Origin of the sequence: Paracidovorax anthurii, assembly GCF_003269065.1 — a bacterium.
GTDB lineage: Bacteria > Pseudomonadota > Gammaproteobacteria > Burkholderiales > Burkholderiaceae_C > Paracidovorax > Paracidovorax anthurii.
Genome location: NZ_QLTA01000013.1, coordinates 77,583 through 103,134, shown reverse-complemented (window position 1 = coordinate 103,134; position 25,552 = coordinate 77,583). Strand labels below are relative to the sequence as shown.

Here is a 25,552-nt window from a genome sequence, read left to right as displayed (position 1 = left end):
CGGGCGGACGGGCGGGCCGGCGCGCGCAGGCCCCATTACAGTGGGCCTGCGGTGCTTTCCCGCGCAGTCTCTCCCCCGAAAGCGCACTCCCCCCTTCCCCTCCCTCCTTCTCCCGAGAAAGGCTTTTCCCATGCCGCTGCATGCGACCGTGCTCCTGTCCTCCGCTTTCCGCACGCCACCATCGTCCGCCGCGCCTCGCCGCTTCAAGGCGCGCCGGACCGCTGCATGGGGCCTGGCCCTGGCGCTCGGCGCCGGCCTGGCCGGGGGCGCGGCCACCGCGCAAACGCTGCCGCCGGCCCCGGCCGTGCAGCGCGCGGTGGAGGCGGTGCGCGCGGCCCCGGCGGTGCGGCAGGTGCTGGACGATCTGCGCACCGACCATGCCCGCGCCATCGACGAGCTGCGCCACCTGGTGCAGATCCCCGCGCCGCCGTTCAAGGAACAGCGCCGCGCCGAATACGTGGTGAAGCGTTTCAAGGAACTGGGCCTGGCCGATGCCGCCATCGACAAGGAAGGCAATGCCATCGGCATCCGCAAGGGCACGGGCCAGGGCCCCCGGCTGGTGGTGTCGGCCCACCTCGACACGGTGTTCCCCGAGGGCACCGACCTCACCGTGCGCGAGGAAGGCGGCAAGCTGCATGCGCCCGGCATCTCGGACGACACGCGCGGCGTGACCGTGCTGCTCTCGTGGCTCAAGGCGCTCAACGAGCGCAAGCTGGCCACCGAGGGCGACATCGTCTTCGTGGCGAACGTGGGCGAGGAGGAGCTGGGCAACCTGCGCGGCATGAAGGCCCTCTTCCGCGACCATGCCGACATCGACGGCATGGTGGGCCTGGAGCCCGGCGAGGGCGACGGCATCCTCAACCAGGGCACGGGCAGCCACCGCTACGAAGTGGCCTTCAAGGGGCCGGGCGGCCACAGCTTCGGGGCCTTCGGCCAGGTGCCGAGCGCCATCCACGCCATGGGCCGCGCGATCGCGTACATCGGCGACGTGCAGGTGCCGGCCGACCCCAAGACCACCTTCACCGTGGGCAAGGTGGGCGGCGGCACCTCCGTCAACACCATCGCGGGCGACGCGGCCATGGCGGTGGACATCCGCTCCAACGCGCTGCCCGCGCTGCTGCAGGCCGAAAAGGACATCATGGCCGCCATCCAGCGCGGCGTTCATGAAGAGAACCGCCGCTGGAACACCGCCGCGAAGATCACCGCAGAGCCCAGGATGATCGGCGACCGCCCGGCCGGCGCCACCGCCGCCACCGAGCCCATCGTGCAGGCGGCCGTCGCCTCGGTATTGGCCTCGGGCGGCAAGCCCGCGCTGCGCGCGGCCAGCACCGACGCCAACGTGCCCATGGGCCTGGGCATCCCGGCCATCATCCTGGGCAGCGGCGGCAAGAACGGCGGCTTCCACGCGCTGGGCGAATGGTTCGACCCCACCGATGCGTGGAAAGGCGCGCAGACCGGCCTCGTGACGGTGCTGGCGCTGGTGGGCGTGGAAGGAGTGAGCCCGCCGGTGCTGGTCCGGCGCACGCGCCCCTGACCCGGGCAGCCCGGTACCCTGCCGACGCCACAGGCGCTGCCCTTTCAGGCAGTTTCAGGCAGCGGCCCGGGCGCCGGTGGCCGGGTTTATTGCCCGTTCACCACCAGACGTGTCGCTTCCGAGGTCTTGACGCCACTGCCATTGGCCGTGCGCACGACCAGGCCCTTGTACCGGCCCGCTGCGACCAGCCACGTATAGCTGACATTGGCGGTGGTGGCGCCACCGGTCACTTCGATCCGGATCTTGCACGCGGGGAACGTCCCGGCCAGCACGCTGACCGATTCCGACGAGAACGTTGTCGTGCTGGTTTGTGCCAGCGGAGGCTGCGTGGTCCCGCCGCTTTCCGTCGTGGTGGAGTAGTTGGCCGCATAGGCCGTGTCGAGCGCGGGATTCAGTGGCGCCCCGGTATAGGCATAAGGCGTGAAATAACTGCTGGCCGTCGTGGTGTTGCCCTGAAAGAGATTGGAGACGGTCAGGCCATAGGTTTGCCGCACATCGCCGACGACCTTCGAATAATTGTTTTCCGTCGTCGTCATGACGCTGCCGCCAAAGCTCCCATTGACGGCCGCATTGGTGTATGTGGTGGTATTGACCTGATTTACCAGGAACAGGTCTGTCTTGTCACGAAAGCTCGCGCCATTCGACGTTGAAAATCTGCGCTGCTGGGTGGCGATGACGGTGGTGCCGTCGGTGTAATAGACGTTCGCGTCGATTTGGGCCGTATTGCCGGGAACCGTGAGCACCTGGCCGTCTTCACCGCAATCGTTGACGGCGCTCGTCGGGGCGGGCGTCACGGGTGACGGTGTCGTTGTCGTGGTCGAACCACCCGTAGCGGCGGGGCTGCTATCGCCGCCACCACCTCCACCTCCGCAGGCAGACAGCATGCACACCGTCAAAATGCCGAGTGCCGTGGCGATGGTTCCGGAAGGTTTGAATGGGCCAGAAGTGTTGGATGGATTTTTAGTTTCTGGTCTGCGCATGATGAAAGCAATTGTTGAAAGCCCGCGAGCCTATCCGAGGCGCTGATGGTTTTTCAATCGCTTTCACTCAGTTACGCCTATTGGCGAATATGTCAAAACCGGCGCGATATTGAAGTTGACAGGCTGTTTTCTTCCCTATATTGCAACGCAAAGCGGGCGTATTCTGGCGGGCCGAGCGGCCATGGCCGGTTTTTTACTCCTCAGAACGTGTTCACGATCTCAGGCTGCCGTGGCCTGCCCGCGCAGGCGCACCGGCCCGGAACGCGCCTCGATGGCGGCCTGCACCTCGCGGCGCAAGCCCATCACGAAACCCAGTTCCGCAACCACGAAGAGCGGCCCGACGATCAGGCCCACGAGGTCGTCCACGAAGGCGGGCTTGCGGCCCTCGTAGTAGTGGCCCACGAACTGGATCACCCAGCCCACCACGAACAGGCCCACGCCCGCGCCCAGCCACAGCGGCGTGGCCTGTGCCGCCAGCCACTGGCCCGCGGCCAGCATCGCGGCCAGCACCATGGCCATCGCGAGCCCGTAGCGCGCATCGAGCCGGAAGTAGAAGAAGCTGGCCGCCAGCGCCGCCGCCAGGGCCGGCGAGAGCGGCAGCAGGCCGCCCGCCATCCACGCGGGGCGCGACAGCAGCACGGTGACGGCCAGCATGATCATCGGCACGCCGACGAAATGGGTCTGGATGTTGCGCGGGTCGCGGTGGTAGTCGGCGTACTGCGACAGGTGGTCGATCAGGGTTTTCATGGGGTGTCTCCTGCGTCGCGGCCCTCGGTGGCGGGGCGCGTGGGCCGAATAATCGGCGGGACGCGCCCCTGCCGTCTGTCGGCCAGCCGACACAGGCCCGCCCTCCTTCTCCGCCTCCGCCCGCATGCCCGCCACCGCCGCCTCGGACCACCTCGCCGCGCTCGCCTCGGGCCGCTGGTTCGCGGGTCTGCCCGCCGAACTGGCCGGCGCGCTGACCGGCATGGCCCAGGTGCGCACGCTGCGCGCGGGCGAGGCGCTTTTCCTGCGCGGCGACGCGCCCTGCGGACTCTATGCGGTGGTGCGCGGCGCCATCGACATCTCGGGCGTGGGCGGCCCGTCGCGGCAGGCGCGCGCGGCCCTGCTCACGCGGCTGGAGCCCCCGGCGTGGTTCGGCGAGATCGCCCTCTTCGACCACGCGCCGCGCACCCACGATGCCCACGCGGCCGAGGCCAGCACGCTGCTGCACATGCCCCAGGCGCCGCTGCTCGCGTGGCTCGGCGCGCACCCCGTGCACTGGCACGCGCTGGCGCTGCTGCTCACCGACAAGCTGCGCACCGCCTTCGTGGCGATGGAGGAGCTGGCCCTGCTGCCCGCGCCCGAGCGCCTCGCGCGGCGGCTGGTGCTCATGGCCGAGGGCTACGGGCAGTGGACGAGCGAGGGCCGCTCGCGCCGCGCGATCGCGCTGTCGCAGGAGCAGCTCGCGCTGATGCTCGCGCTCTCGCGCCAGACCACCAACCAGATCCTGCGCGAGCTGCAGGCGCGCGGCCTGCTGCGCATGCACCGCGGCGGCATCGAGATCCTGGACCTGCCCGGCCTGCGCGCGGCCTGCGGGTGAGCCGCGGGGCCTGCCGCACAATGCCCGCATGCAATACCACCACATCGCCAACGCCGCCGTGCCCTCCAGCGGCGGCCGCACCCTGCCGGTGATCGATCCGTCCGACGGGCAGCCCTGGGACGAGATCCAGCGTGGCACGGCCGAAGACATCGATGTCGCCGTGCAGGCCGCGCGGCGGTGCCACGGCACCGTGTGGCGCGCGCTCGCGCCGGCCGAGCGCGGGCGGCTGCTGATGCGCCTCTCGAACGCCGTGGCGGCCCATGCCGACGAGCTGGCCGCCATCGAGCAGCGCGACTGCGGCAAGCCCGCGCGGCAGGCGCGCGCCGATGCGCTGGCGCTGGCGCGCTACTTCGAGTTCTACGCCGGCGCCTGCGACAAACTGCACGGCGACACGCTTCCCTCGGCCGAGGGCTACAGCATGCTCACCTGGCGCGAGCCGCACGGCGTCACGGGGCACATAGTGCCGTGGAACTACCCGATGCAGATCTTCGGCCGCAGCGTGGGCGGCGCGCTGGCGGCGGGCAATGCCTGCGTGGTCAAGCCCTCGGAGGACGCCTGCCTCTCGCTGCTGCGCGTGGCGCAGCTCGCGGCCGAGGCGGGCTTTCCGGCCGGCGCGATCAACATCGTCACGGGCTACGGCCACGAGGTGGGCGACGCGCTCGCGCGGCACCCGGGCATCGACCACATCAGCTTCACCGGCAGCCCGCGCATCGGCACGCTGATCCAGCAGGCGGCGGCCGAGCGGCACTGCCCGGTCACACTGGAGCTGGGCGGCAAGAGCCCGCAGATCCTCTTCGCGGATGCCGACCTGGATGCAGCGCTGCCGGCGGTCGTGAACGCCATCGTGCAGAACGCGGGCCAGACCTGCTCGGCCGGCTCGCGCGTGCTCATCGACTCGCTCATCTACGAGAACGTGCTGGAGCGCCTGGCCCGCGCCTTCGAGGCGCTGCGCGTAGGCCCCGCCGCCATGGACCTGGACCTGGGCCCGCTCATCCGCCAGAGCCAGCAGCAGCGCGTGTGGGACTTCCTCTCCGACGCGCAGGTGGCCGGCATCCCGCTCATGGCCCAGGGCACGGTGGTGGACGAGGCACCCCAGTCCGGCTTCTACCAGGCGCCCGCGCTGCTGCGCGACGTGCCGCCCGACCACCGGCTGGCGCAGGAGGAAATCTTCGGCCCGGTGCTGTGCGCCATGCCGTTCGAGGACGAGGAGCACGCCGCCCGGCTCGCCAACGCCACGCGCTTCGGCCTCGTGGCGGGCGTGTGGACGCGCGACGGCGCGCGGCAGTTCCGCATGGCCCGGCGCATCGCGAGCGGGCAGGTGTTCATCAACAACTACGGCGCGGCCGGCGGCGTGGAGCTGCCCTTCGGCGGCGTGAAGTCCAGCGGCCACGGGCGCGAGAAGGGGCTGGAGGCACTGCTCGGTTTCACCACGCTCAAGACGGTGGCGATCCGGCACGGATAGGCGACACAGAAGAAGAGCCCCTGCGGGCCCTTTCCTTGATTGCTATTGAATATATAGCAAACTATTGAGCAAATACGGCGACCTGGCGCCTGAAAGGCTCCAGGTGCTTCATCCCAGGGCCGTATCGAGCAGCATCATCAGCACGAAGCCGATCATGAGCCCGCCCGTGGCCCAGGCCTCGTGGCCCTTGCGGTGGGATTCGGGAATGATCTCGTGGCTGATGACGAACAGCATCGCGCCCGCCGCGAAGCCCAGGCCCCAGGGCAGCAGGCTGGCCGACAGCCCGATCACCGACGCGCCCAGCACCGCCCCCAGCGGCTCGACCAGCCCCGAAGCCATGCCCAGCGCCACCGCGAGCCAGCGCCGGTAGCCCGCCGCCAGCAGCGCCACGGCCACCACGAGCCCCTCGGGCACGTCCTGGATGGCGATGCCGGCCGTCAGCGTGCCCGCCTGCAGCGGATCGACGCCGCCGTAGGCCACGCCGATCGCCAGCCCCTCGGGCAGGTTGTGCAGCGCGATCGCGAACACGAAGAGCCACGTGCGCCGCAACGTGCGCGGCGAGGGGCCGCCCTCCACGCCCTTGATGAAATGCTCGTGCGGCAGCAGCCGCTCCATGGCCAGCAGCACCAGCCCGCCCAGCAGGATCGAGGCGCCGATCACGCCGCCCGCCCCCCACGGCCCGGCGCCGTTGGCCTTGGCCGCGTCCAGCCCCGGGATGATGAGCGAGAACGAGCAGGCCGCCAGCATCACCCCCGCGCCGAAGCCGAAGAGCGTGTCCTGCACGCGCTCGGACAGGCGCTGCGAGAACACCACCGGCAGCGTGCCGAGCGCCGTGGCCAGCGCCGCCACGAGCCCGCCCTGCCACGCCAGCGCGACGCGCGGATGCGCCTGCAGGAACTGCGTGAACTGCAGCACCAGCACCACCGCGCCCGCGAAGGCGATGGCCACGCCGAGCCACTTGCGGGGCCCCCAGCCGGGGCGGCGGGAAGAGAGCGTGTTCTGGGCATCCATGGGCGGGCGTTCCGGAGGGGTTTTCAAGGGAGGGGAATTCCTGTCGGGAAAGGATCGGCGGCGCGGGCCGTCAGGGTCAACCGCGGGCCTTCGCGTAGCGGCGGGCCACTTCGTCCCAGCGGACCACGCGATAGAACGCCGCGATGTACTCGGGGCGGCGGTTCTGGTATTGCAGGTAGTAGGCGTGCTCCCACACGTCGAGCCCGAGGATGGGGGTGTGGCCCGAGAGCAGGCCCGCCATCAGGGGGCTGTCCTGGTTGCCGCTGTTCTCCACCGCCAGCCGGCCGGCGCCATCGACCACCAGCCAGGCCCAGCCGCTGCCGAAGCGCGTGAGCGCGGCCTTGGTGAAGGCTTCCTTGAAGGCCTCGAAGCCGCCCAGGTCCTTGTCGATGGCCTCGGCCAGCGCGCCGGAGGGCTGGCCGCCACCGCCCTGCCCCTCGGGCACCATCACGGTCCAGAACAGGCTGTGGTTGGCATGGCCGCCGCCGTTGTTGCGCACGGCCGTCTGCAGCGACTCGGGCAGCGACTGCAGGCGCGCCACGAGTTCGTCGATGGGCGCATCCGCATGGGGGGTGCCCTCCAGCGCCGCATTGAGGTTGTTGATGTAGGTCTGGTGGTGCTTGGTGTGGTGGATTTCCATCGTCCGAGCGTCGATGTGCGGCTCCAGGGCGTCGTAGGCGTAAGGCAGGGCGGGAAGGGTGTAAGGCATAGGGTTCTGGGTTCTCAATTGCAGGAAACGTCGGGGCCGTGCGGTCCGGGGAAGACACACAGGCGCCCCTCCGTCAAGTCCGCATGGCATGCAAATGATAATTATTTGTATTCATTGATGTGTCAAGGGGTTATTGCCATCCGACCCCATTTGGTGCGCCCCGGCCACAGTCGGGGAAACCCTGAGACAGCCCCCCGGGAGCGCCCGGACAATGCCATCGCCCTCGCGGGCCCCTGCTTGCCGCCCCGGGCGGCAAGCAGGCGTCTTCCCGCAGGCGTTTGCTTCCATTCCAACGATTCGCGGCCGCCGCCGGGCGCCCGCACAGAGAGAGGGTTTCCATGCCAGACCACACGTCCACCCCCGGGGCGGCTGCGGACACGCGCGTCGTGCGCGCCGCCATCCACCCCGCCATCGGCATCGCCCGCGTGGGCAACAGCCGCGAGGCCTTCTACGTCGGCCCGCAGGTGGTCCACCCCGCGCCCGAGCAGCCGGGCTTCTACCGCGACGCCACCGGAGCCCTCAAGCGCGAGGCCGCGCAGTTCCGCATCTACGGCTACAACGCCGCCGGCGAGGTGGTGCGCGAGCTGACCGCCGACACCGCCGAGATCGCGTGGGAGGTGCACGTGGCCAACCGCAAGGCGGCCTGGTACCAGTGGCAGATCGCCATGGACATTCCCGAGGCGGCCACCACCGTGCTGCCGCGCCGCAACGCCAAGGTCAAGGCCGGCCGCGAGGCCCTGGCCATCGACGCGGGCGCGCAGCGCATCGCCGGCAAGAACGCGCCCTCCGTGCCCTGCACGGGCGAATTCACCGGCGTGCCCGTGCAGCTCGGCGAGCTGCGCACCGACGCCGGCGGGCGCCTGCTGTTCCTGCCGGGCTTCGGCATCTCGGCCTCGCCCACCGGCAGCCCGATCTTCATCGAGGGCGACGACAACTCCTTCATCAATGCCGACGGCTGGTACGACGACACCTGCGACGGGCCGGTGTCGGCCTCGGTGCGCATCGACGGGCAGGCCGTCCCCGTGGAGCCGGCCTGGGTGGTGAGCGCCCCGCCCAACTACGCGCCCCAGGTCAAGGCCGAGCGCACGCTGTACGACCTGCTGCAGGACCTGTACGTGCAGGCCGGCTGGGTCGCAACCCCGGACACGCTCTCGTTCACGAACGACGTGTACCCGATCCTGCAGCGGCTCTCGGGGCTGCAGTGGGTGAACCAGGGCTTCGCCACGCAGTTCGGCCACAACGGCGCCTTCGACTTCGAGCACCCCGCGTTCGTCGAGCGCCTCGCCGCCCTGCCCCCCCAAGGCGCCTACGACCCGAACGCCGAGCTGCGCCGGCAGGTGTTCAACAGCTTCCGCCCACCCCAGCCGCAGGACGGCAACCAGTTGCCCTGGCCCTGGCTGTACGGCGACGCGATGACCGTTCCGGCCGGCCAGAGCCCGCGCCAGAACGCCAGCATCAGCCAGACCCAGAGCGACATCCTCGCCCGCTGGGTCGAGGGCCGCTTCGCCGCTGATTGGGGCTGCCTGCCCCCGCCCCCCTCCCGCATCGAAGAGGTGCCCCTGCGGGAGCAGCCCGCCACCCTGGACCGCGCGGCGCTGGAGTTCTGCCTCGCCGACGCCTTCCACCCCGGCTGCGAGCTGACCTGGCCGATGCGCCACCTGAGCCTCTACAGCGCCCCCTTCCGCATCCGCCGGCGCCCGGCCGGCGCGGCCGAGCCCGACTACGGCCCCACGCTCGACCAGGCCACGGCCCTCTCCACCCACGGCCCCCTCAACGCCCAGGGTCCGGGCGACCTCAACCGCTGGATGGGGCTGCCCTGGCAGGCCGACACCGCCTGGTGCCGCGCCGGCTACGACACCCACTACGACCCGTTCGCGCCCGCGTTCTGGCCCGCGCGCGTGCCCAACCAGGTGCTCACCGACCAGGACTACGCGATCGTGGTCGATCCGAAGCAGCCGATCGAGCGCCGCATCGCGGCCTTCTCGAACCGCACCGACTGGAACAAGCCCCTGCGCGGCTCCACCGCCGAGGTGATGACCACCATGGTGCGCATCTTCGGCTCGATGGGCCTGCTGGAAGTGCGCCCCGGCGTCGAAGGCGATCCGCGCTTCCCCGCGCGGATGATGGTGGCCGCCTACGGGCCCGACGTGGCCCCCGCCGACGCGCGCAGCACGATCGACGGCGACACCCCGGCGCCGGACAAGGCGCTGCTGCGGGGCGACGAGGCCCCGGCCCGCGGGAAGGCGCCGCACAAGCCGCTGCCGCCCGGCGCCAACTTCCGCTCGCACGAGGAAGCCCGCACGGCCCCGCTGCCCGTGCGCAAAGGCCCGCCCCGGCAATGACGCCTGCCGCTCCGACGGCCGCCCGCTCCAGCGCACCCTTTGACGCGGCCATCGCCGGCGGCGGCCCGGCGGGCGCCGCCTGCGCCATCGCGCTCGCGCGCGCCGGCTGGCGCGTGCTGCTGGCCGACGCGGGCGGCGACCGACCCGCGCGCATCGGCGAGAACCTGCCGCCGGCGGTGTTCAGCCTGCTGGACGAACTCGGCCTGCGGGCGCGGGTGCTGGCCGGCGGCCACCGGCCCAGCCACGGCGCGCAGTCTTTCTGGGGCGACGCGGCCGGCCAGGCGAGCGACACCCTGCGGCACCTGCAGGGCGACGGCCTGCAGCTCGACCGCGCGCGCTTCGACGCCAGCCTGCGCGAGGCGGCGGCCCAGGCGGGCGCGCAGGTGCGCGGCGCCACCCACCTGCAGGTGGAGCAGCCCGCCTGCGAGGGCACGCCCCACCACATCCGGGCCCGGGGCGGCGACGGCCCCGGGCCCGACCTGTGCGCGCGCTGGTTCATCGACGCCACCGGCCGCGGCGCCACCCCGGCCTGCCGGCTGGGCGCCCGGCGGCTGCGCCACGACGCCCTGCTCGCCTTCCACCTGCGCCTGGAGAGCCCGGGGCACGGCGACCGCGACGGCCGCACCTGGGTCGAGGCGGTGGAGGACGGCTGGTGGTACAGCGTGCTGCTGCCCGGCGGCGAGCGCGTCGTGGCCTTCCAGGGCGATGCCGACCTGCTGGACCGCCGTGCGCTGCTGGCCGACGGCGGCCTGTGGCGCAAGCTCCAGGCCGCCCCGCAACTGCGCGCGCTGTGCGCCGCGCACGGCTACCGCCCGGCCGGCACCGCGCAGGGCGCCGATGCCGGCAGCTCCGAGCTGGACCACGCCGCCGGCCACCGCTGGCTGGCCGCGGGCGATGCCGCCCTGGCCTTCGACCCGCTGTCGTCCAAGGGCATCGGCAACGCGCTCTACACCGGCCTGCGCGCCGCGCAGGCGATGCTCGCCCACGAGGGCGGCGATGCGCAGGCCCCGGCCCGGTACGCGGAGCATGTGCGCGCCATCCACCGCGTCTACCGCGCGCAGCTGGCCGAGGTCTACGGCATGGAGCGGCGCTGGGCCGATGCGCCCTTCTGGGCGCGCCGCCATGGGCCGGGCGCCCGCCCCTCCGGCCGATCCACGGCCGCTACACTGGGCCCGGCTTCCGCACCGCAGGCCGCCGGCCGATAGCCCGGGCCATCCCGATCCCACCAGGAGACTCCGCCATGCGCGTCGAGGGCAAATCCATCATCGTCACGGGCGCCGGCGGCGGCATCGGCGAGGGCATCGCCCGGCGCCTCGCGGCCGAGGGCGGCCGCGTCATCGTCAACGACATCCGGCCCGAGGCCGCCGAGCGCGTGGCCCAGGCCATCCGCGACGCAGGCGGCGCCGCGCAGGCCTTCGCCGCCGACGTGACGCGCTCGCACGAGGTGCAGGCCCTGGTCGCCGAGGCCGTGGCTCGCCACGGCGCGCTCGACGTAGTGGTCAACAACGCCGGCTGGACGCACCGCAACCGCCCCCTGCTCGAAGTGACCGAGGAAGAGTTCGACAAGGTGTACGCCGTCAACGTCAAGAGCCTCTACCTCTCGGCGCTGCACGCGGTGCCGGCCATGCGCGCCAATCCGCAGGGGCGCGGCGGCTGCTTCATCAACATCGCCTCCACCGCCGGACTGCGGCCGCGGCCGGGGCTCACCTGGTACAACGGCTCCAAGGGCGCGGTCATCGTCACCAGCAAGTCCATGGCCGCCGAGCTGGGCCCGGACAACATCCGCGTGAACTGCATCAACCCCGTCTTCAACCCCGACACGGGCCTCGCGGCCGAGTTCGCGGGCGGCCCGCTGGACGAGGCGCGGCGCGCGAAATTCCTCGCCACCATCCCGCTGGGCCGCTTCTCGACGGCACAGGACGTGGCCAACGCCGCGCTGTACCTGGCCAGCGACGAGGCGGCCTTCGTGAGCGGCACCTGCATCGAGGTGGACGGCGCGCGCTGCGTCTGAAAAAGCCCCCCACGCGCCTTCGCTGCGCGTGGTCGCGGCCCCAAAAGGAGGCGCTTTTCATCTTGGGGCGGCCCGGCGATGAAAAACGGCGCCGCGCACGATGGACCGCCGTCAAATCCCGCCCCGCCGCCGATACCCCTACAGCGCCCATGCGGCAAAATCCGCCCATGGCCGAACGTGTGATTCCCCTCGTGGACCAGCGCATCGCCGCGCTGCGGCCCCGCGTTCCCGAGGGGCCCGCCACCCGGCCCACGGGATGGCTCACCGACACGCTCGGGCGGCCGCTGCGCGACCTGCGCATCAGCGTCACCGACCGCTGCAACTTCCGCTGCAGCTACTGCATGCCCAAGGAAGTGTTCGGCAAGGACTACCCCTATCTGGCGCACGACGACCTGCTGCGCTTCGAGGAGATCGCCCGCCTGGCGAGCCTCTTCCTCGCGCACGGCGTGCGCAAGATCCGGCTCACGGGCGGCGAGCCCCTGCTGCGCCGGCACCTCGAAAACCTGGTGGAGCAGCTCGCGCGGCTGCGCACCGCCGAAGGCCGCGCGCCCGACATCACCCTCACCACCAACGGCTCGCTGCTGGCGCGCAAGGCCCGCGCGCTGCGCGGGGCGGGCCTCTCGCGGATCACCGTGAGCCTCGATAGCCTGCAGGATGCCGTCTTCCGGCGCATGAACGACGTGGACTTCCCCGTGGCCGAGGTGCTCTCCGGCATCGAGGCGGCCCAGGCGGCGGGCTTCGACCGCATCAAGGTCAACATGGTGGTCAAGCGCGGCACCAACGACCACGAGGTCGTGTCCATGGCGCGGCACTTCCGCGGCACCGGCATCACGCTGCGCTTCATCGAATACATGGACGTGGGCGCCACCAACGGCTGGCGCATGGACGAGGTGCTGCCCTCCGCGGACGTGATCGCCCGGCTGCGCGAGCACCTCCCCCTCGTGCCGCTGGCACCCGCCGCGCCCGGCGAGACCGCGCAGCGCTGGGGCTACGCCGACGCCCGGGGCCGCCACGACCCGGCACTGGGCGAGGTGGGCACGATCAGCAGCGTCACCCGCGCCTTCTGCGGCGACTGCAACCGCGCCCGGCTGTCGATGGAGGGCCGGCTCTACCTGTGCCTTTTCGCCACCCGGGGATGGGACCTGCGCGCGCTGCTGCGCGGCGGAGCGAGCGACGCCGACATGGCGGGCGCCATCGCGGGCATCTGGCAGGGCCGGGCCGACCGCTATTCCGAACTGCGCGGCACGCTGCCGCCCGATGCCGGCGCGGCCACGGCGCGCCGCGTCGAGATGAGCTACATCGGCGGATGAGCCGGCCCCTCGCCACGCCCCCGGCGGTGATCGCCTGCGCCGACATCACCGGGCTGGTGCTCGCGGGCGGCCAGGGTGCGCGCATGGAAGGGCGGGACAAGGGGCTGCAGCCCTTCCACGGCGTACCGCTCGCCTCACATGCGCTGGACCGGCTGCGCCCCCAGGTGGCGGAGGGGCAGCTCATGGTCAGCGCCAACCGGCATCTCGACCGCTACGCGGCATTCGGCGCCCCCGTCATCGAGGACGCCATGCCCGGCCACCCCGGGCCGCTGGCCGGCATGCTGGCCGGCCTGGATCGCTGCGCCACGCCCTGGCTGCTCACCGTGCCGTGCGACGTGCCGCGCTTTCCCGCAGACCTCGCGCGCCGCCTTGCCGAGGCCGCAGCCGGCGCGCGGGCACCCGGCGCCATCGCCGCGGCACCGGAAACACCGGATGGCGGCACCCCGGCCACGGCCCCGCTGCGCCACCACCCCGTGGCCTGCCTGCTGCATGCGTCGCTTCGCGACGATCTGCGCGCCTACCTGGCCGGCGGCGGACGCAAGGTGATGGACTGGATGGACCGCCATGGCATGGCCGTCGCCGTTTTCGGCCAGCCCGGCGACGATCCGCACGCATTCCGCAACGCCAACACGCTCGCCGAGCTGCACCGGCTGGAGACCGACACGCCATGAGCCCCCCGGACGCCCCCGCCCTTCCCCCCTCGCCGGGCCATGCCGGCGTGCATATCGGCGTACTGGACGCCGCGCACGTCCATGCCTACAAGGCGCTGCGCGATGCGGCCCTGCGCGATGCCCCGGAAGCCTTCACCTCGGACTACGCCAGCGCGCTGCCGCGCCCGGCGGAAAGCTATGCCGCGCGCTTCGGCCCGCCCGCGTCGGGCACCTTCTTTCTCGGGGCGTTCGATGAAGCCACCGGCGCACTGCTGGGCAGTATCGGCTGCGAGCGGGAATCCCGGCTGCAGCAGCGCCACTGCGCCCAGGTGGTGGGCATGATGGTCGCCACCTCAGCGCACCGGCGCGGCATCGGCCGCACGCTGCTGCGCGAGTGCATCGCGCACGCCCGGCAGGTCGAAGGGCTCGAACAGCTGGTGCTCACCGTGACGGCGGCCAACCCGCACGTGGTGCGGCTCTACGAGAGCGAGGGCTTTCGCCCCTGGGGGCTGCTGCCGCGCGCCATCGTGGTCGCCGGCACGGCGTACGACAAACTGCACATGCACCTTCCGCTGCCCCAGGCCGCCATCTCTGCCATTGCCGCGCATGCTCCGCGGACCGACGCTCCATGATCTCTGGCCCCGCCTCCGCCCCCACCGCCCCCCAGTCCCCTCCGACGCCACATGCCGCGCCGCAAGACCTGTCGGTCGACGCGGTACGGGCCCTGCTCGATGGCCTCGCCACGCCCGTGGCCGGCGTGGAAGACGTGGCGCTGTCCGATGCCCTCGACCGGGTGCTCGCGCACGACGTCATCTCGCCCATGGACCTGCCGCCGCACGACAATTCCGCGATGGACGGTTTCGCGTTCGACGGCGCGGCCCTGGCGGCCGGCCAGCCGCTCGCCCTGCAGGTGGCGGGAACCGTGCTCGCGGGCCATCGCTGGGGCGGCACGGTCGGCGCCGGCCAGTGCGTCCGCATCATGACGGGCGCAGTGATGCCCGAAGGGACGGACACGGTCATTCCCCAAGAGGCCGCCCCCTGCACGCGCGATGCCCATGGCGTCGAGACCGTTCATGTGCCGCAGGGCGCGGCGCGGCGCGGCGACCATCGGCGCCGCGCCGGGGAAGACCTGGCCCGCGGTGCCTGCGCGCTCGCGCAGGGCACATGGCTCACGCCGGCCGCGCTCGGCCTGATCGCCAGCCTGGGGCAGGCGTCGGTGCCCGTGTTCCGGCGCCCGCGCGTGGCCTTTTTCTCGACGGGGGATGAAATCCTCGGCCTCGGCACCCCCTGGCGCGAGGGGGCCATCTACGACAGCAACCGCTATACCCTCCTCGGGCTCCTGAAGCGCACGGGCGTGGAACCCATCGATCTCGGCGCCGTGCCGGACGAACCGGCGGCACTCGACGCGGCGCTGCGCCGTGCCGCGGCGCAGGCGGACGCCATCGTGACGAGCGGCGGGGTCAGCACCGGCACCGCGGACCATACGCGCACGTTGCTCGCGGGACTGGGGCAGGTCGACTTCTGGCGCGTCGCCATGCGGCCGGGCCGCCCCTTGGCCGCCGGACGGATTCCGAAGCCGGGGGGCACCGACGGCGCCGCCACCGTAGCCGTGCTGTTCGGCCTGCCCGGGAATCCCGTGGCCGCGATGGTGGCGTTCCTGGTCTTCGTGCGCCCGGCCCTGTGGCGCATGATGGGAAGCACCCGCTCGGCGCCGCCCCCGCTGCGGGCGCTGGCGGCCGAGCCGCTGCGCAAGCGGCCGGGCCGCACGGAGTACCAGCGCGGCATCGTGTTCCGCGGCGCGGACGGCAGCCTGCGCGTGCGGACGACGGGGCCGCAGGGCTCGGCCATGCTGGGCTCGATGGTGCAGGCCAACGGGCTCATCGTGCTGCCGCAGGACCAGGGCAGCGTCGCGGCCGGCGACCCGGTGGACGTGCTGCTCTTTGACGGCATGCTCTGATACAGACCCGTGAGGCGCCGGGCATCCCCTGGCGCCTCAGGCTTCGCTCCCGAGAACGTGTTCACGATCCGAAAAGAAAGACACCCCCATGTCCTACACCGCCCAGCATCTCGAACAGCCCCCCACGCGGGAAGAGATCGACCGCCTCCAGGGCGCTGCCGTGCTCGAATTCGGAACGCCCTGGTGCGGCCATTGCCAGCGTGCCCAGCCACTCATCGAGGCCGCGCTGAAGGACCAGGGCCAGGTGCGGCACATCAAGGTCGAGGACGGCCCGGGGCGACCGCTCGGGCGCAGCTTCGGGGTGAAGCTCTGGCCCACGCTGGTCTTCCTGCGCGACGGCCGGGAGATCGACCGCGTGGTCCGTCCCCAGGAGCCCGAAGCGCTGCACGCGGCCGTTCAGGCCATCGCCCACGCTTCGGCCATCGGCGTCGGCCCGGCCTGAGGCATGGACTGCGCCGGCCGGATCACCCCCGCCCCAGGGCCTTGTCCACGCCCTTGTTGGCCAGCGCGTCCGCGCGCTCGTTGCCCGGATCGCCCGCGTGGCCCTTCACCCAGCGCCAGTCGATCGCGTGCCCGCCCTGCGCGACGAGTTCGTCGAGCCGCTTCCACAGCTCCACGTTCTTCACCGGCTGGCCGGACGCCGTGCGCCAGCCCTTCTTCTTCCAGCCCTGGATCCACTCGGTGATCCCCTTGCGCACGTACTGGCTGTCGAGGTAGAGCGTCACATCGCAGGGCCGCTTGAGCGCGGCCAGGGCCTCGATCACCGCCATCAGTTCCATGCGGTTGTTGGTGGTGCCCAGCTCGCCCCCGCAAAGTTCCTTTTCCAGCGCTCCCGAGCGCAAGACCACCCCCCATCCACCGGGGCCCGGATTGCCCTTGCACGCCCCGTCGGTGTAGATCACAACCTGATTCAAAACTCGCTCGCTTCCATCTTCGTTCGTTGATTCACCCATGGCGCGCCCCCGGGGCGCGCCCCGCCGCGCCGTGGCGCTGCGCCACGGACACGGTCGCCGTGGCGCCCTGCGGCACCTTGCCCGCGCGCCACGAGGGGCCCAGCAGGCGCATGCCATGCACGCGCTTGACGGCAACCACCATGTAGGCGGCCCCGAGTATCGGCCACCAGCGCGCGCCCAGGCCATCCATCCATTCGTAGCGCTGCAGCCAGCGCGCGCTGCGCACGGCGGGGCGGTAGCCGCCGAAGCTCACGGTCTCGATCTCGAAGTTCAGCAGCCGCAGCCAATCGCGCAGCCGCCAGTGCCCGATGAACTCCCCCACGTCGGGCAGATAGAGCTGCCCGCCCGCGCCCAGCCGCTGGTAGAGGCGCGCGCGCCGCTGGCGCAGCCCCCAGAGGCTGGCCGGGTTGAGCCCGCTCACCACCACACGGCCCTCGGGCACCAGCACCCGGTGGACCTCGCGCAGCGCGGCATGCGGGTCGACGCTGAGCTCCAGCGAATGCGGCAGCAGCACCAGATCCAGGCTGTTCTCGGGAAACGGCAGCGCCACGGGATCGGCCAGCAGGGCCGCGCGCACGGGCGGCCGGGCCTCGCCGGCAGGAGCCCCCCAGGCCGGGCTACCGTCCTGCGGGGAGGCCGGGCCATCGTCCGCCACCGGCGACCACAGCAACGCCTCGGCCGCGCCCAGGGCCAGCCAGCGGTACGGCATGCGGTTGGCCCGCAGCCCTTGCAGGCCGGGCATGCCCAGCTGCAGCGCGTGGTAGCCGAACACGTCGGCCACCATCTCGTCATAGCGCTCCTGCTCCCACGCCAGCAGGTAGCGGCCGGGCGCAGAGTCGAACCAATGGTGCAAACCTATGGGTTCGCAGCGCTCAGTTCTACGCCCCATACCTTTGCTGCTGCTGGGTTTTTCCACAGTTCTAGTTCGCAGATTGTTTGCTCAAACGGCAGGCCTGCTTTGTCGGCGTAGTACTTAACCTCTGTCGGCGTCAACGCGCATTTCCCGTTTTTCAGCTTGGTGATGCGCGTTTTGTCATAGCCCAGTTCCTGGGCCATTTCTTGTAACTCCATCCCGCTTTTGTATTTTGCTAAATCAATCAGACGGGTCGGAGTAATAGTGAAATTCAATAGCACAAATATCCTCCTTGATGGTACATTTATCCCATTGCCACCAGGGGCCTGAATTGGCCTCCGGTGGTGTAAATGTACCACCATGGAGCTACCCATGCCAGCGCAACAAATGCTCTTGCCCGAGGTCGCCGCGTGCGATGCGGCAAACGATTGCAGTCCCCCTGCTGATGCGGCCCTCCCTCCCGCATGCGTGGTAGCTCACGATGGTGGCGGGGACTGCTCCCGGTTTAACGATGCCTTTTTGCCTGATGAGGCTGCTCGCGATTTCCGCGAGCAAGTCGAGGCGGCGCAAAAGCGTCGTGGTCGTCCCCGCAAGTGGGCTTCTGATGCGGAGCGCAAGGCGGCATACCGCGCCGGCAAGTCCCGTATCGACTACACGGACAAGCCAGAGATCAAGGCCACGCTTGCAAAGCTGGCCGATCAGTTCGAGGTGGGCGAAAACGAAGTGCTGCAGGAGCTGGTCCGGTTTGCTCTCTGCAGCCGCGATTGGGCGCGTATGGGCTTTGCGGCGCGGCGCGTCGATGGGCGGCTGCAATGATTGTTGTCCACAGCTATTTGGGTCTGTTTGTGAGGCCGTGTGGTGCCATGGTGAAGGTGCATCTGTCGGTCTGCATGTATGGCCCCGGGTCGTCTCGTGGTAGGTGGCCCGCATGAGTCCCGAAGAAGTCCGCGATCTGCCCTACCGCTGCCGCAGGGCCATATCCGCTCCGGTCCCGAAATCCATTGTGGATGGGTCCAAGGGTGCGGCCGATGTATACAAGCGCCTCGCTGCTGGCGTCAGCACGTACTTGCGCACGGGCCATCAGCCAGAGCGCGCGCGTGCTCGCGTGGAGCGCTTAGAGCGGATGCAGGGGATCGAGCCATGATGTCTTTTGCTCTGCTGCTTGTCGGCCCGTTGCTGATCGCGACGGCGTGTTGGCGCCGGATCGTGGAGCGCGCTAACGGCCTGCGTTGCAGGCCTGCTACTGACGCGCTGTTTTACGCGGGCTTGAGCGTTATGGCGGTTGTCATGTTGAGCGGGGTGGGCGCGTGATGCTGCACATCCTCTCGTGCTTGCCTCCGCTCTGGAGTCTCCCCCTGCTCTGGAGACAACTGGGGCCCCGCCGAAGCGCGGCTAGCGCGTCCCCCGCAGGGGGCTCGGTGGGGGCGGGGTATGGGGTGCCAAACCCCATGTTGGACCCTTGCGCGCCCTGTACCCCGTGCCATGTTGACGATGCTTCGTGCCCCCCCGCGCGACGGATTCCTGTATCGATCACAACGCCATGCGCTGGAGGGGGCTGCTATCAACCGCCTGCGCCCGGCAATGCATCCGCATGGCTCGCTATAGCGGCTTTTTGCGATCCTGAGCCCGGGCGTGATCTGTTCGTGCACGCGCGCGTGATTGGTTTGCGTGCGGCCTCTTGTGCAGTGTGCGCGGATGCACGCGCCTGCGCGGAAGGGGCCCCGCTTGCGGGGGGGGCGTCCGCGCAGGCGGCGGCAGGGGCGCAAGCCCTCCCCGATGGTAATCACGGGGATAACGAATAACGGTAGGCCGTTCGGTCTGTATTAGTACAAAAAAGGTTTGTATGAGTCATCCGATGGGTTCACGTGTTGATAAGCATGCTAAGGGTCATGCTGGTGCTTGCAATTTGGTTCTTGACGGGAATCAGGTCAAGGTCCGCTTGATGGCTGAGCGCATTGCATCCGGCGTCCCTGTGCATGTTGACTGGGTGCGCTTCACTTGTCATTTGCGCAATGCTCCGATGCCATCGGTTGACGTGCTGTTCCCGGAAGAGGATTTGGAGCCTCTTAGTCAGTGGGATCGTGATCAGCGCACGGTACGTATCCAGCGCTTGCGCAAGTTTTTGCGGTTTGTTCCGGACGCGGATTTTTCCCCAAGCGTGCAGGCATTCGAGCTTGCGGAGCGCGTGGCGGAATCTCTCGGCACTGAGTTCATGGTCCATCCTGAAATTCGGAAGGGCCACGATTTTTACCGCTGCCGCTGGAGCATTGAGCGCAATGGCGCCGAAGTGGGTTGGGTTGGATTCCTCGCGTCTGGCGACGGTCCTCGCCAGCGGGCTCAGGCAAAAACCATCCACGTCAATGTGTACGGCTCCGCTTGCACATTCGCTCAAAGCGGTTGGCGCGATCACCTTGCAAATGTGATCGACGAAAGCAGGGGTTGGCTCACCCGCGTTGATCTTGCCCTTGATTTTTTCGACGGTATCAAGGGTGGCATGGAGCGTGTCAAGGCCGACTATGAGGCCGGCTTGTGCGACGTCGGGGGGCGTCGTCTCAAGTGCAACATGGTGGGAGACTGGAGCGAGTGCGGCGGCAAAGGTCGGTCGTTCTACGTCGGGACTAAGGAGGTGGGCAAGCAGACCAACGTGTACGAAAAGGGCCACCAGTTGTTTGGCGATGCAGATACATCGGCTTGGATTCGCGCGGAATTGCGGTGGGGCAATAAAGCGCGCTTTTTGGAAACCGACATGTTGCGTCGTCCTGCCGACTATTTCCACGGAGCTAGCGACTGGCACGCATCCCTATTGCGTGAAGCCGAAGCAATTTCGTTCCCGGTGACGGTTCCTTGTGAACGCAAGCGCCAGATTGAAACCGTTCAGGGTGAAGCGGTGCGCAATGTGCGATGGCTGCGTGAGGTGGCTGCTCCAAGCTTGGCAATCGCTTTCGAGCATTTGGGCGTCGATCACTTCATGGAGCTTGTTTGCGACAAAAAGGCTCCTGGTCGTCTCCAGAAATTCAGCCGCAGCGAAATTGCTGCTGCTTACGGTGCTGCTTTCGAGCGCAGCAAAAAAGTTTCCCACGGCGCCGACGTTGGCCACGTCATGGCATAGCCCGTATCAGTAGGCCGCACAAAGGAAAAGCCATGAAGTTCCAAACAGAAGTTGTCGTCCACGGTGTGAAGGAGAGCGAGGGCACGATCGAGGGCCGCGCGTACAGCAGCACGACGTTCCATTGCGAAGTCGATCTGTCGGAAAACTCTGCTGGCCGCAGCATCGGCCGTGCCACTCGGCCGTTCAAGCTGGGCGATGCCGCCGAGTTCAATAAGTGGGCGCACCTGGGTGCATCCCTGCCGATCAAGGCCGTGGCCACGTTCGAGATGGCTGCAGGCGCTCAGGACGCGACGAAGCTCAAGCTGGTGGACATCAAGCCGGTCGAGCGCGCTGCGGCAAAGGCTCCTTGATATGTACGTCATCCAATCCGCTACGACAGGGGCATTCCTTGCCCCATCCGGAAACGGTGAGCCGGAATGGGTGATGTTGCTTGCGGATGCGGGTGCTGTGCACGATCTCGATGACTGCGCCCAGCTAATCGATGACAACGCGGAGCCATGGCACCGTGCGCAGGTTGTTGACTTGCTGACGCTACGTAGGGTCACCGGGTAGCGGATCGAATTTCGTTCCCGGTGACGTTTTAAAAGAAGATGTAGTCCTCTATAGGACTAGAGAGGTAGGACATGGATGAGAAAGCAGAGTGCCCGCATTGCGGTCATGAAGGGCCGTTGGATGATTTCCACGGCGAGGACAGCGCTGGTGGTGAGGACTGGCTGGTCTGTCCCGAGTGTGGCGGTGGCGGAATGTTGGACGATTTTTCCAATGGCTGACGCGGCATATCTAGTTACTTGCGCGGTTAATCAGATTCCTTGTCCTCTGGATCAGCAGGGCATTTTGGATTTGGCCGCGCTTTTGGACATGTCTCTGCTTGGCATCACTCCGGAGAGTGTGGCAAAGGCCATCGGCGCTTCATTCACTTTTGTGCTTAGTGCCTATTTGGTGGGCTATTTCGTGGGTATCAAGGTTGGCTTGATACGTAGGCTGTAAGTCGTCAGCGCTGAGTTTTGTTGATTCAGCGCTGCCGATTTGGCAGTGTTTAAAGCAAAGGTTTTTTTTATGCAAGTCAACCAAATTGTCTCGGTGCCTGTGCGTGTCCGTGTGGCGTCCAAGATCAAGTCCGCCGCCGCCAAGGTTTCGGCGGTTTCCTTCCTGGTGGCTGCCACCGCAATGCAGTCCGCCCATGCCGCTGGCCTCGACTGGATCTGGGATGAACTGGATCTGAGTGGCACGGCTACGAAGGTCGTGGCGGCCGGTGTCGTGATCATCGGTATCGCCCTCGCTTTCAAGGGTCCCGTTCTCGGTAAGCGCGTCGTCAAGGCTGTCTGAACGTGACTGGCGCCCTCGTTGCTTTGTTTTTTGCCTTGATGGCGATGCTTGGCGGCCTGGGCGCCGTCTGTTTTGTTTTGGGAGTGAGGTCGTCGTTATGAGTCGTGCTGCCGTTTTCCTTGCTGTTCTGGCTTTTTCTGCCCTCCCTGTCCATGCCATAAATAAATCTGGCATGTCTGGATACCGGTATTCGGTGAGCGATTCGGGCAGGGTTGCGAGCATCCGCCCCAATCAGAGCGGATCGACTGGATCGTTTGGCAGTGTTGGTTCTGTGCCGCCCGGGCAGGTTGGGAGCCAGATCGGCAACTCAGGTTGGTATGTTGGGGCATCTGGTAGTGGCAACCCTAGCGGCCGGGGCACGATGCACATGGTGCATACCGGTGATGTGTTTTTCGCTGGCACGAAGTACAAATTTCAGGCCGGTTATCAGGTACCGCAGAAAGCATTTGTTGAGGCTCTCGGTGTCCTTTGCAAAAACCCGCTGCTTTGTGCCGCTGCTGCCGCTGCGCCGGCCATCATGGATTGGATGGCTAGGGGCAAAGTCTCCGTGAACCCAAACGAGGCTGACTACCCGAATAAGCCTTTCCTCCGCGAAGAGGAAAGCGACGGCAAGCAATATCGAGTTGTGCAGCCGGCTATGCCTGACCAGTGGTACGGCTCTCCGACTGCTGCGTGTAGTGCGGCCCTTGATTGGGCCTACAACGTCACTATGGAGACGGGTGCATGGCGGTCTTTGTCAAAGGCTGGCCCTTGGGTGTCTGCGAGTCAGCAGGACTGCTCGGCGGCCCTGGACGGTGTGCGCAAAGATGGCACAAAGGACAGCCTTATCAGTCAGTGGACGATTTCCAGTCGTACGGCCACGAATCTGGACATGCTCCCTAGGTCGATGGATGACATTGCGCCCTATATGGACTTACCGGACACCCCGTCAGCAGCATCTCAGTTGGTTCGCGATCTGCTTGATAAGGGCGCTGATATTCAGTTACCCAGTACACCGACTGTGTCTGGTCCCTCTCAGGTGCCGGTATCAAGGGAGGAGACTGCAAATCCTGACGGAAGCAAAACCGTGAAGGAGACGGTTAATAACTATAAGACTGACGGTAACAAAATAACTAATACGACAACAGTAACAATTAATCAGACCTGTACTGCTCAGGGGGCTTGCTCGCCTACTACCACTACGAATACTCATCCGGACGAGGCTAATGATGATGCTGATGACCCGAAGGATGAGGACCCGCCGTCTGATACTCCATTGAGTGATATCCCTAAATTGTATGAGCGTAAATATCCTGATGGCATGACTGGCATTTGGGATGAGAAAAGCCAGCAGATAAAAAAATCAAATATTGCACAATTGCCATCAAAGTTGATGCCTGTTGGATTTGTAGCGGGCACATGCCCTAATTGGCGTATCGACTTGAGTTTGACGAGGTACGCTCAATATGGGTCCGTTGATGTTGCTCCACCCTGCTGGCTTTGGAGCGTTGCCAAGGCCATTCTTCTCGTTACGGCCTTGATAGTTGCAAGGTCGTTGGTTTTTGGAGGCTGAAATGGCTCAAGCTTTTTCGATGCTCTTTTCCAAGATTGCTGCGTCCTTGGCCTGGATCGGTAAATTGTTTGTCGCTGTTTTTGAGGCGCTTTGGGATTTGTTACGCGATGCTGTTTGCTGGCCGTTTGAGCAAATAATGACCATCGTTGTGTCTGCTATTGATGCCGTGGACATTTCTGGTCTTAGCGATCAGGTGGGGGCGTGGGGTTCATTGCCTGCCGAGATTATTAATATTCTCGGATTGTTGGGCGTTGGAACGGCATCTATGATTATTGTTTCCGCCATCGGCGTGCGCCTTGTCCTTCAGCTCATTCCTTTCACTCGGCTCGGATCATGATTAATGGACTTGAGGGTATTCCTGGATCGGGGAAGAGTTACGAGGCGGTAGCGTATCACGTCTTGCCTGCATTGCAAATTGGTCGCAAGGTGATTACCAATTTGCCTTTGGTGGTTGATATGTTTGCGGCTATTGATCCTGATTATCGCAAGCTTATTGAGATTCGCACCACATCTTCGAAAATTAAGGGCGAGTGGGATGCCACTGCCATTGACGAAAATGGGAATGGGCAGGCTTTCAGATTGTTTCCTTCTGAGTCGGATTATTTGGACCCGCCTCATGATGCCACGCTATTTGGTGGCGTTTGGGACTACCATTCTGAGTGGAAACATCCAAAAACCGGACAGGGTCCATTATTTGTTATTGATGAGTCTCATGTCCCACTCCCTTCAACCGGCACTTCCAAAGAGGTAGTTCAGTGGTTTAAGCTGCATCGGCATTTCAATGCGGATGTGCTGTTAATGACTCAATCTTTTCGGGATATGAATCAGCCAATTGCTAGATTAATGGCAATGGTTATTGTCTGTCGCAAGGCTGATATTCTCGGGAAAAAGGATTGCTATATACGCAAGGTTAAGGGCGGTTATAGAGGTGCAGTTATCAGCACGGAGCAGCGTCCTTATAAGCCTCAGTTTTTCGGCCTTTATAAAAGTCATACTCAGGGCAATAGCGTTGCGGAAGCTGCTGCATCTGATGTATCTTCGTTTGTTGGTAAGTTTCGGCGCTTCACCATTGGTTTTTGGGTGTTTGCAGTCGTAGTAGTTATTTGGGCATTTTGGCCGGCTGAGAAAAAACAACCTAAATCGAAAGCCGCCACTCAGGCCCAGTCCGTATCTGCTCACTCTGTTCCTGGCGCGTTGCCTGCGCTTTTGCCCGTCTCGGCGCCGGCATTGCCTGCGTCTGATTCTGGTGTGGCATCTGCTCTTCCGGGTAACCCGGAACCATATGCATCAAAGGGCTTGCATTTGACTGGGCGTATAGCTATGGGCTCGATGGTTGTCTATACGTTTTCGGTGTCTATGGCAGGCCGGCGCATCGCTACGTTGGATAGTCGTGATTTGATAGCCGTTGGCTATACATGGCAACCGCTGACCGATTGCGCTGGCATCTTGCGATGGGGGTCTGATGCCAAGGCTGTGACGTGCGATGCTCCTGATCTGGGGCAGGGCACCGTAGATAGGCCTGTTGTGTTGGCGGTGCCTGAAGGCTCGTCTACGCCTACTGCTTCTAGTGTCCCCGGCATCGTGTCTGTGTCGGCGCCTCCCGCTCCTGTCCGTCAATCCGGCATGATCACCCCTGCGGAAATTACCGCGTCATTGGGGAGGTAGGTTGTATGGGTATGCAGGATCGTGACTATTACAAAGATTGGCTGCGCGAGAGGAATCGACCCCCGCGCCGTTTTGCGGCTCTGCGCAAGTGGTTTCGTCCTCGTTCCAGGATTCGTGTTGCCGTGACACCGTGGCAACACAATTTTCGTGCCGCTGCGGCCGTTGTCCTGTTGGCGTCTTTGGCGGTCGTTGCCAAGCGCCTTGGATTGTTTGGCTGATGGCTTTTACGTATGCGTATGCTTTATGACATATGGTTTCGGCTTCACTGGTGGTATTGGTCTACCTCCTTTGCTCGGCGTAGGCGTGTTGCGCGGTTGCTTGCGCCATGAGTCGATGCCCGAAGCGGTTCGTGATATTTTGTCAGCGAAGCGGTAAGGGGTCTGTGTTGTGGGCTTGGTGATGGTGGAGCGGCTTGGATTGTTGGGCTAGCGGCTTTTACGCATTGGTAAGACAAACGGCCCGTAGGGGCCGTTTTTCATTGGATGGCTATGGAGGTGTCGCCAATAAAACTTTGGGATTCGTTCCCGGAACATAAAGGAGGATTGG

At 66.8% G+C, this 25,552-nt stretch carries 27 protein-coding genes; 20 read left to right on the top strand and 7 right to left on the bottom strand.

The features are described from left to right. The first annotated feature begins 130 nt into the window (after positions 1–130). Complete coding sequence (locus tag AX018_RS08895) at positions 131–1,534, top strand: M20/M25/M40 family metallo-hydrolase (RefSeq protein WP_111876937.1); 1,404 nt, start codon at positions 131–133, stop codon at positions 1,532–1,534. An 86-nt stretch (positions 1,535–1,620) separates the two neighbouring features. On the opposite strand, the gene AX018_RS08890 is transcribed toward AX018_RS08895, so the two are convergent. After that, on the bottom strand, positions 1,621–2,328 hold the full coding sequence (locus AX018_RS08890) for a hypothetical protein (RefSeq protein ID WP_146749266.1): 708 nt from the start codon (positions 2,326–2,328) through the stop codon (positions 1,621–1,623). A gap of 88 nt (positions 2,329–2,416) precedes the next feature. Here AX018_RS08890 and AX018_RS25200 point away from each other — a divergent pair, with 88 nt between their 5' ends. After that, positions 2,417–2,560 carry a hypothetical protein gene (locus AX018_RS25200; RefSeq protein WP_170146216.1) on the top strand — a complete coding sequence of 48 codons (144 nt, stop codon included), beginning with the start codon at positions 2,417–2,419 and terminating at the stop codon, positions 2,558–2,560. A gap of 173 nt (positions 2,561–2,733) precedes the next feature. Here AX018_RS25200 and AX018_RS08885 read toward each other — a convergent pair whose 3' ends face one another. Continuing rightward, a complete protein-coding gene (locus AX018_RS08885; RefSeq protein ID WP_111876935.1) occupies positions 2,734–3,261 on the bottom strand; it encodes an Mpo1 family 2-hydroxy fatty acid dioxygenase in 528 nt (175 codons plus the stop codon). 124 nt (positions 3,262–3,385) lie between these two features. Between AX018_RS08885 and AX018_RS08880 the strand changes: the two genes are divergently transcribed. Together AX018_RS08880 and AX018_RS08875 are read left to right on the top strand one after the other, a co-directional pair. Further along, entirely contained in the window at positions 3,386–4,096 is a 711-nt protein-coding gene (locus tag AX018_RS08880) for a Crp/Fnr family transcriptional regulator (RefSeq protein WP_111876934.1), read from the top strand. A 28-nt stretch (positions 4,097–4,124) separates the two neighbouring features. Then, positions 4,125–5,558 carry an aldehyde dehydrogenase family protein gene (locus AX018_RS08875; protein ID WP_111876933.1) on the top strand — a complete coding sequence of 478 codons (1,434 nt, stop codon included), beginning with the start codon at positions 4,125–4,127 and terminating at the stop codon, positions 5,556–5,558. Positions 5,559–5,666: 108 nt separating this feature from the next. On the opposite strand, the gene AX018_RS08870 is transcribed toward AX018_RS08875, so the two are convergent. Both AX018_RS08870 and AX018_RS08865 read right to left on the bottom strand, forming a co-directional pair. After that, on the bottom strand, positions 5,667–6,569 hold the full coding sequence (locus AX018_RS08870) for a ZIP family metal transporter (protein WP_111876932.1): 903 nt from the start codon (positions 6,567–6,569) through the stop codon (positions 5,667–5,669). A 76-nt stretch (positions 6,570–6,645) separates the two neighbouring features. Continuing rightward, entirely contained in the window at positions 6,646–7,278 is a 633-nt protein-coding gene (locus AX018_RS08865) for a superoxide dismutase (protein ID WP_111876931.1), read from the bottom strand. 338 nt (positions 7,279–7,616) lie between these two features. Between AX018_RS08865 and AX018_RS08860 the strand changes: the two genes are divergently transcribed. The 8 genes from AX018_RS08860 to AX018_RS08825 all read left to right on the top strand — a co-directional run bounded on the left by AX018_RS08860 (position 7,617) and on the right by AX018_RS08825 (position 15,990). Further along, positions 7,617–9,620 carry a LodA/GoxA family CTQ-dependent oxidase gene (locus tag AX018_RS08860; RefSeq protein ID WP_111876930.1) on the top strand — a complete coding sequence of 668 codons (2,004 nt, stop codon included), beginning with the start codon at positions 7,617–7,619 and terminating at the stop codon, positions 9,618–9,620. Next, positions 9,617–10,825, top strand: a complete 1,209-nt coding sequence (locus tag AX018_RS08855) for an NAD(P)/FAD-dependent oxidoreductase (protein WP_111876929.1) — start codon at positions 9,617–9,619, stop codon at positions 10,823–10,825. The genes AX018_RS08860 and AX018_RS08855 overlap by 4 nt, the downstream gene beginning before the upstream one ends. 35 nt (positions 10,826–10,860) lie before the next feature. Next, positions 10,861–11,631 carry an SDR family oxidoreductase gene (locus tag AX018_RS08850; RefSeq protein ID WP_111876928.1) on the top strand — a complete coding sequence of 257 codons (771 nt, stop codon included), beginning with the start codon at positions 10,861–10,863 and terminating at the stop codon, positions 11,629–11,631. A 167-nt stretch (positions 11,632–11,798) separates the two neighbouring features. Further along, a complete protein-coding gene (gene moaA / locus AX018_RS08845; RefSeq protein ID WP_111876927.1) occupies positions 11,799–12,941 on the top strand; it encodes a GTP 3',8-cyclase MoaA in 1,143 nt (380 codons plus the stop codon). Beyond that, positions 12,938–13,612 carry a molybdenum cofactor guanylyltransferase MobA gene (gene mobA / locus AX018_RS08840; RefSeq protein WP_211322401.1) on the top strand — a complete coding sequence of 225 codons (675 nt, stop codon included), beginning with the start codon at positions 12,938–12,940 and terminating at the stop codon, positions 13,610–13,612. Before moaA ends, mobA begins: the two co-directional genes overlap by 4 nt. Continuing rightward, positions 13,609–14,223 carry a GNAT family N-acetyltransferase gene (locus tag AX018_RS08835; RefSeq protein WP_111876926.1) on the top strand — a complete coding sequence of 205 codons (615 nt, stop codon included), beginning with the start codon at positions 13,609–13,611 and terminating at the stop codon, positions 14,221–14,223. The genes mobA and AX018_RS08835 overlap by 4 nt, the downstream gene beginning before the upstream one ends. Beyond that, positions 14,220–15,548, top strand: coding sequence for a molybdopterin molybdotransferase MoeA (gene moeA, locus AX018_RS08830; protein WP_111876925.1), 1,329 nt, complete (start codon positions 14,220–14,222; stop codon positions 15,546–15,548). The genes AX018_RS08835 and moeA overlap by 4 nt, the downstream gene beginning before the upstream one ends. An 88-nt stretch (positions 15,549–15,636) precedes the next feature. After that, the gene (locus AX018_RS08825) at positions 15,637–15,990 is read left to right on the top strand and encodes a thioredoxin family protein (RefSeq protein WP_111876924.1); all 354 of its coding nucleotides are present in this window, start codon (positions 15,637–15,639) and stop codon (positions 15,988–15,990) included. A 22-nt stretch (positions 15,991–16,012) separates the two neighbouring features. Here the strand turns inward: AX018_RS08825 and rnhA are convergent, their stop codons facing one another. The 3 genes from rnhA to AX018_RS24715 are packed head-to-tail and all read right to left on the bottom strand — an operon-like array spanning position 16,013 to position 17,629. Further along, positions 16,013–16,462, bottom strand: coding sequence for a ribonuclease HI (gene rnhA, locus AX018_RS08820; protein ID WP_111876923.1), 450 nt, complete (start codon positions 16,460–16,462; stop codon positions 16,013–16,015). A gap of 31 nt (positions 16,463–16,493) precedes the next feature. Beyond that, complete coding sequence (locus tag AX018_RS08815; protein WP_245951486.1) at positions 16,494–17,354, bottom strand: class I SAM-dependent methyltransferase; 861 nt, start codon at positions 17,352–17,354, stop codon at positions 16,494–16,496. Positions 17,355–17,356: 2 nt separating this feature from the next. Further along, positions 17,357–17,629 carry a helix-turn-helix domain-containing protein gene (locus AX018_RS24715; RefSeq protein ID WP_146749265.1) on the bottom strand — a complete coding sequence of 91 codons (273 nt, stop codon included), beginning with the start codon at positions 17,627–17,629 and terminating at the stop codon, positions 17,357–17,359. Positions 17,630–17,726: 97 nt separating this feature from the next. On the opposite strand from AX018_RS24715, the gene AX018_RS08810 reads away from it, so the two are divergent. From AX018_RS08810 to AX018_RS08780, 8 genes are all read left to right on the top strand, one after another. Then, complete coding sequence (locus AX018_RS08810; protein WP_146749264.1) at positions 17,727–18,170, top strand: hypothetical protein; 444 nt, start codon at positions 17,727–17,729, stop codon at positions 18,168–18,170. 1,027 nt (positions 18,171–19,197) lie between these two features. Beyond that, entirely contained in the window at positions 19,198–20,463 is a 1,266-nt protein-coding gene (locus AX018_RS08805; protein WP_111876920.1) for a replication initiation factor domain-containing protein, read from the top strand. A gap of 32 nt (positions 20,464–20,495) precedes the next feature. Next, positions 20,496–20,813 carry a hypothetical protein gene (locus AX018_RS08800; RefSeq protein WP_111876919.1) on the top strand — a complete coding sequence of 106 codons (318 nt, stop codon included), beginning with the start codon at positions 20,496–20,498 and terminating at the stop codon, positions 20,811–20,813. A gap of 273 nt (positions 20,814–21,086) precedes the next feature. Continuing rightward, a complete protein-coding gene (locus tag AX018_RS25195; RefSeq protein WP_170146215.1) occupies positions 21,087–21,233 on the top strand; it encodes a hypothetical protein in 147 nt (48 codons plus the stop codon). A gap of 286 nt (positions 21,234–21,519) precedes the next feature. Beyond that, positions 21,520–21,789, top strand: coding sequence for a hypothetical protein (locus tag AX018_RS08790; protein WP_111876917.1), 270 nt, complete (start codon positions 21,520–21,522; stop codon positions 21,787–21,789). 367 nt (positions 21,790–22,156) lie between these two features. Beyond that, entirely contained in the window at positions 22,157–23,341 is a 1,185-nt protein-coding gene (locus AX018_RS24710) for a hypothetical protein (RefSeq protein WP_146749263.1), read from the top strand. Between the two features lies 1 nt (position 23,342). Further along, positions 23,343–23,678 carry a DUF2523 family protein gene (locus AX018_RS08785; protein WP_111876916.1) on the top strand — a complete coding sequence of 112 codons (336 nt, stop codon included), beginning with the start codon at positions 23,343–23,345 and terminating at the stop codon, positions 23,676–23,678. After that, positions 23,675–25,006 (top strand): zonular occludens toxin domain-containing protein, encoded by a 1,332-nt coding sequence (locus AX018_RS08780; protein ID WP_111876915.1) that lies wholly within the window; start codon positions 23,675–23,677, stop codon positions 25,004–25,006. Before AX018_RS08785 ends, AX018_RS08780 begins: the two co-directional genes overlap by 4 nt. Positions 25,007–25,552: the final 546 nt, after the last annotated feature.